The following is a 5529-nucleotide window of genomic DNA, read 5'->3' on the forward strand; positions in this document are numbered from 1 at the left end:
GTGCGCGACGGTCACTAAGACTCGGCGCTCGGTGCCATGCACGTGCTTCCTCTCTAGTCGGCCCACCATCCGTAGACGGTGTGGCGGCGTTGCTGGTTGATCAGGTGTGAGTCGTCTACCTCATGCGTGCCCGACCCCGAGCCGCCCGACGCGGCATCCGACTTCCCCTTCGCCCCGTGCCGGGCCGCTTCAGCAGCGCGAGGGCGACGACGCTCGGCAGGAAGTGCACGCCGACGGTCAGTCCGTAGAGCAGCGGGCCACCGCGTCGCGGCTCACCGCCTCGTCGTGCTCGACCACGGCCGCGTAGACGCGTCGCCGGAGCGGGTCGGACAGGACTGCTGCGGCCGACCAGCCGTCGTCGGCGGGGCTGCCGCCATGGGATGCCATGCCAGGAGCCTACTCTAAAAACAGTCAACATTGACAGAAGAGTTCCGCCGACCTAGCGTCGAGGATGAGCGCGGAGCGGCCGACCGGCCCACGCCAACGACACGCTGGAGGTGCCGCATGAGCCCCGATGGAATGCCCGCGGTCGTGCCGCTGCACGCCGTCGCCGACGACGAGGCGCCCACGATCGACCGCGATCGTGCCCAGCACGCCGTGGCCGACCTGCTCGCGGCCCTCGGCCAGGACCTCCGGTCGCCGCACCTCGTCGAGACGCCCCGTCGCGCGGCCGACGCGCTCATCGAGCTCCTCACGCCCGAGCCCTTCCGCGTCACGACCTTCCCGAACGACGAGGGATACACCGACCTGGTCCTCCTGACCGACATCCCGTTCCACTCGCTCTGCGAGCACCACCTGCTGCCGTTCCGCGGCGTCGCGCACGTCGGCTACCTGCCCGGCGACCGACTCGTCGGCCTCTCGAAGCTCGCGCGGATCGTGGAGCACGTGTCGAGGGCGCTCCAGGTGCAGGAGCGGATGACGCAGCAGATCGCCGAGTGGCTCGACACCGAGCTCGCGCCACGAGGCGTGGGCGTCGTGCTGGAGGCCGAGCACCTCTGCATGTCCCTCCGCGGGCCACGTATCGTGGGCAGCGTGACCACGACGAGCAGGTTCACCGGACTCCTCGCAGACGATCCGCGCCTCCGTCGGTCGTTCGAGTCGCGGGCGGCCAGGGGAACGGAGCGGAGATCATGAGCGGTGAGCCGGGCATCCTGATCATCGGCGGCGGCCTCGCGGGGGCATTCCGGCTCGGGGGCGACGTCGACCGTGCGTTCGAGTTCGGCATCGCCTGCCTCGCGGGCGCTCTGGCGGTGCGTCCGCAGGCGGCGGCGCCCCTTGCCATTCCAGTTAGCGAGCACTAACATCGAAGCCGGTTAGTGCCCATTAACTGTGGGCGCGCGAGGCATGTCGCAGAGAGGCGCAGATGGTCATGCTCATGAGCACGCCCGGGAGCCGGATCCGATGAAGATCATCGTCCTCGTGAAAGAGGTCCCCGACACCTACGGGCAGCGCAAGCTCGACCTCGAGACGGGGATCGCCGACCGCGCCGCGAGCGAGGCCGTGCTCGACGAGATCGGTGAGCGCGCCCTCGAGGTGGCACTCGCCTACGCCGACTCGCACGACGGCACCGAGGTCGTGGTCATGTCGATGGCCCCCGAGAGCGCCACGGCGACGATCCGCAAGGGCCTCGCGATGGGAGCGGCATCGGCCGTGCACATCACCGACCCCGGCCTGGCGGCCGCAGACCTCGGTCTCACCGCCCGCACCCTGGCCGCGGCGATCCGGCGTACCGGGTTCGACCTGGTCATCGCGGGCAACCTCTCCACCGACGGCAGCGGTGGCGTCATGGCCGCCATGCTGGCCGAGCTGCTCGGCGTCCCGAACGCGACCGCGCTCTCGTCGGTCGAGATCGCTGAGGGCTCCGTTGCCGGGGCGCGTGAGGTCGAAGGCGGCACGATGCGCGTGACCGCCGAACTGCCGGCGGTCGTCTCGATCACCGAGGCGCTCCCCGATGCGCGCTATCCCAACTTCAAGGGCATCATGGCCGCGAAGAAGAAGCCGTTCGAGACGCTGAGCGCCGCGGACCTCGGCATCGATCCGCAGGACCTCTCGACCGCCGTCTCCATCATGACCGCCATCGCCGAGAAGCCGCCGCGCACCGCGGGCGTCAAGATCGTCGATGAGGGCGACGGCGGCACGAGGATCGCCGAGTTCCTGATCGAGAACCGACTGGTCTGAGAGGACGACCGTGACCGACCGCCCCGCAGACCCGATCCTCGTCCTGCTCGAGACCACACCGAACGGTGAGCTCGCGACGAGCACGGCAGGCCTCCTCGGCGCCGCCTCGCGCATCGGCACGCCCGTCGCGCTCGTCGTCGTCGCACCCGGACGGGCGCAGGCGCTCGCGGAGCAGTCGGCAGCGGCCGGAGCCGAGAAGGTGCTCGTCGTCGAGACCGACGCGACGCAGGCCGAGCTGACGACCCCGCAGGTCGACGCGCTCGCCGCGGCCGCCGGCGCCGTCGGGCCCGATGCCGTGCTCATCCCCAACTCGATCCACGGCCGCGACATCGCGGGCCGCTTCGCTGCCCGCACCGGCGCCCCGATCGCCGTCGACGCGGTCGGCGTCTCGCGCGACGACGAGGGCATCGTCGCCCACCACTCGGTCTACGGCGGCGCGTACGACGTCGACTCGGCGGCGACCTTCGGCCCGCTCGTCGTGACCGTGCGCCAGGGCGCCGTCGACGCGCGCGCGGAGGCACGGCCCGTCGTCGTCGAGGCGCTCGAGGTGTCGCCGTCCGGCGCGGCATCCGCGGCCATCGAGTCCTTCGAGGCCGTGACCGAGGCGTCGAGCCGACCCGAGCTGCGGGGAGCGACGCGGGTCGTCTCCGGCGGCCGCGGCCTCGGCTCGGCCGAGCAGTTCGCCCTCGTGGACGAGCTCGCCGACGCGCTCGGCGCCGCGGTCGGCGCGTCCCGCGCGGCGGTCGATGCCGGGTACATCCCGGCGAACCACCAGGTCGGGCAGACCGGGGTCTCGGTGTCGCCGCAGCTGTATGTCGCGCTCGGCATCTCGGGTGCGATCCAGCACCGCGCCGGCATGCAGACGGCGAAGAACATCGTCGCCGTGAACAAGGATCCCGACGCACCCATCTTCGAGGTCGCCGATTTCGGCGTGGTCGGCGATGTGTTCACCGTGGTCCCGCAGCTGATCAGCGCGCTCGCCGAGCGGAAGCGGTGACCGGTGGGCGCCGACGTGCGGAACCTGCGCAGGGGACTGCCCCGGGAGCGCGGCGGTGACGCCTGGCCTCCCTCCGTCGCAGCGCCCGTCGAAGCCGTCGCGTCCTCGGTTCGGACCGAGGCCAGTGCTGCGGCACCCGTGGCGTCGGCGCCCTTCGCGTCAGCACCGCTGACGTCCGGGCCCGTCGCGTCAGCACCGCCGACGTCGGGGCCCGTCGTCCCGGCACCCGGGGCTCGAGCGGTCGCGCCGGCTCCCGCATCCGGTCGTCGACTTCGAAGCGGGCTTCCGCGGGAGAAGGGCGGCCTGCCGTGGCCCGTCGCCGGCGACGCGTCCAGGGAGGCGACGGTCGAGGTGACGGATGCCGCGCCCGCCCCGCAGCCGGCAACCGTCGCCGAGGCGCCGGTGTCGGCCGCCCCGTCGGTACCGGTGGCACCGCCCTCCGCCGTCGCCACCCCGTCGGCGCCGATCGCTGGACTCCGCCGGGGGCTTCCCCGAGTGGCCGGAGGAGACCCGTGGCCATCTCCGACGGCGGTCGCTCCCGCATCTGCGTCAGCACCGCGTCCGACGGCTGCCGCCGAACCGCCGGCTGCGGCGGCGTCTGAATCCGCCGAACCCTCCGCGGAGGTGCTGACTTCCGAGCCCGTCCAGCCCGTCGCGCGAACCGCCGAGGCGAGCGCCGCGTCGCAACCGGCCACGAGATGGTACGCCGCCCTCACCCGCGGGCAGTGGGCCGCGGCATCCGTCGTCGGCATCCTCGCGATCATCGGCGCCGCGACCATCGTCGTGCAGCTCACGCGCTGGTTCCTGGGGCTCGGGTTCATGCAGGACTTCCTCGCGACCTACCCCGGGGAGACGCCCCTGCCCGAGGGTGCGCCGGTCGGCCTGCCGGCGTGGCTCGGATGGCAGCACTTCTTCAACGTCTTCCTGATCGTGCTGATCATCCGCTCGGGGTTGCAGGTTCGCACCGAGCGGCGTCCGGCGGCGTACTGGACGCCGCGGTGGTCGAAGGGCGGGCAGGGCAAGATCAGCCTGAACCTGTGGTTCCACCAGTCGCTCGACATCCTGTGGCTGGTGAACGGCGTCATCTTCGTCGTGCTGTTGTTCGCGACCGGCCAGTGGATGCGGGTCGTGCCGACGAGCTGGGAGATCATCCCGAACGCCGTGTCGGCCGGCCTGCAGTACCTGTCGCTCGACTGGCCGCTCGAGAACGGCTGGGTGAACTACAACAGCCTCCAGGTGCTCGCCTACTTCGCGACGATCTTCATCGCGGCGCCACTCGCGGCCGTGACCGGGGTGCGCATGTCGGGGTTGTGGCCGAAGAACGCCCCGGCACTCAACCGCAGCTATCCCGTGGAGTGGGCACGTGCGGTGCACTTCCCCGTGATGCTGTACTTCGTCGCCTTCATCGTCGTGCATGTCACGCTCGTCTTCCTGACCGGGGCGCTCCGCAACCTCAACCACATGTACGCGGCGCAAGACGCCGAGGGCTGGCTGGGGTTCTGGATCTTCGTGGCCTCGCTGGTGGTCATCGCGGCAGCGTGGATCGCCGCCCGTCCGTCCGTGCTCGCGCCGATCGCGGCCGTGTTCGGCAAGGTCGGCCGATAGCGCCGCCGGCCGGCCCGGCATCACTCGCCGCGACGGTGCAGCCCGCTTGTCATTTCAGTTAGCGACCGCTAACATCGACTCCAGTTAGTGCGCGCTAACTGGATGGCGCGCGAACGACGTCGCAGAGAGGCGCGGATGATCACGCTCATGAGCCCGCTCGATCGTCCATCGGGAACGGTGCCGCGTACTGCCCGACGACCGTTCGACCGAGTGCTCGTCGCCAACCGCGGCGAGATCGCGGTTCGCGTCATCCGCACGCTGCGCCGCCTCGGCATCCGCTCGATCGCCGTGTACTCCGACGCCGACGCGGGCGCCCCGCACGTGCGGCTCGCGGACGAGGCCGTGCGCATCGGTCCGGCCCCCGCCGGCGAGAGCTACCTGGATCCCGAGCGCATCATCGCCGCCGCCCTCGAGTCGGGCGCCGAAGCGGTCCACCCGGGCTACGGCTTCCTCTCGGAGCATGCCGGCTTCGCCGAGGCGTGCCGCGATGCGGGGCTCGTCTTCGTGGGTCCGGGCACCGAGGCGCTCGAGGTGATGGGCGACAAGATCCGCGCGAAGCGGCACGTGGAGGCATCCGGTGTGCCCACTGTGCCCGGCATCGCCGATCCCGCCCTCGACGACGCGGCACTCCTCGCCGCCTCCGCCTCCGTGGGCTTCCCGTTGCTCGTGAAGCCGTCGGCCGGTGGCGGCGGCAAGGGCATGCAGGTCGCCCGTGATGCCGCCGGGCTCGCCGCCGCACTGCCGGCGGC

7 protein-coding genes are annotated in these 5529 nt (G+C 71.7%); 6 read left to right on the forward strand and 1 reads right to left on the reverse strand.

Features of this window, described 5'->3' with window-relative positions; all coding sequences use genetic code 11:
- Positions 1-237 precede the first annotated feature (237 nt).
- Positions 238-387 (reverse strand): hypothetical protein, encoded by a 150-nt coding sequence (locus GH736_RS16145; protein ID WP_159605156.1) that lies wholly within the window; start codon positions 385-387, stop codon positions 238-240.
- A gap of 117 nt (positions 388-504) precedes the next feature.
- Between GH736_RS16145 and folE the strand changes: the two genes are divergently transcribed.
- From folE to GH736_RS16175, 6 genes are all read left to right on the forward strand, one after another.
- Entirely contained in the window at positions 505-1134 is a 630-nt protein-coding gene (folE, locus tag GH736_RS16150) for a GTP cyclohydrolase I (protein WP_159605158.1), read from the forward strand.
- Positions 1131-1301 (forward strand): hypothetical protein, encoded by a 171-nt coding sequence (locus GH736_RS16155; protein ID WP_159605160.1) that lies wholly within the window; start codon positions 1131-1133, stop codon positions 1299-1301. Before folE ends, GH736_RS16155 begins: the two co-directional genes overlap by 4 nt.
- Positions 1302-1401: 100 nt before the next feature.
- Positions 1402-2178: an electron transfer flavoprotein subunit beta/FixA family protein gene (locus GH736_RS16160; RefSeq protein WP_159605162.1), complete on the forward strand. Its 777-nt coding sequence runs from the start codon at positions 1402-1404 to the stop codon at positions 2176-2178.
- Between the two features lie 10 nt (positions 2179-2188).
- A complete protein-coding gene (locus GH736_RS16165) occupies positions 2189-3175 on the forward strand; it encodes an electron transfer flavoprotein subunit alpha/FixB family protein (RefSeq protein WP_159605164.1) in 987 nt (328 codons plus the stop codon).
- 624 nt (positions 3176-3799) lie between these two features.
- Complete coding sequence (locus GH736_RS25135) at positions 3800-4780, forward strand: cytochrome b/b6 domain-containing protein (RefSeq protein WP_235934329.1); 981 nt, start codon at positions 3800-3802, stop codon at positions 4778-4780.
- 147 nt (positions 4781-4927) lie between these two features.
- Positions 4928-5529: biotin carboxylase N-terminal domain-containing protein (locus GH736_RS16175; RefSeq protein ID WP_328596880.1), on the forward strand; the 602-nt coding region annotated here is incomplete at its 3' end.

Origin of the sequence: Agromyces humi, from assembly GCF_009720255.1 — a bacterium.
Classification (GTDB): Bacteria; Actinomycetota; Actinomycetes; order Actinomycetales; family Microbacteriaceae; genus Agromyces; species Agromyces humi.

What these genes read in the sequence shown, in the direction of transcription:
- GH736_RS16145 (WP_159605156.1), bottom strand. Translation starts at nt 387, where the DNA reads ATGGCATCCCATGGCGGCAGCCCCGCCGACGACGGCTGGTCGGCCGCA.
- folE (WP_159605158.1), top strand. Translation starts at nt 505, where the DNA reads ATGAGCCCCGATGGAATGCCCGCGGTCGTGCCGCTGCACGCCGTCGCC.
- GH736_RS16155 (WP_159605160.1), top strand. Translation starts at nt 1,131, where the DNA reads ATGAGCGGTGAGCCGGGCATCCTGATCATCGGCGGCGGCCTCGCGGGG.
- GH736_RS16160 (WP_159605162.1), top strand. Translation starts at nt 1,402, where the DNA reads ATGAAGATCATCGTCCTCGTGAAAGAGGTCCCCGACACCTACGGGCAG.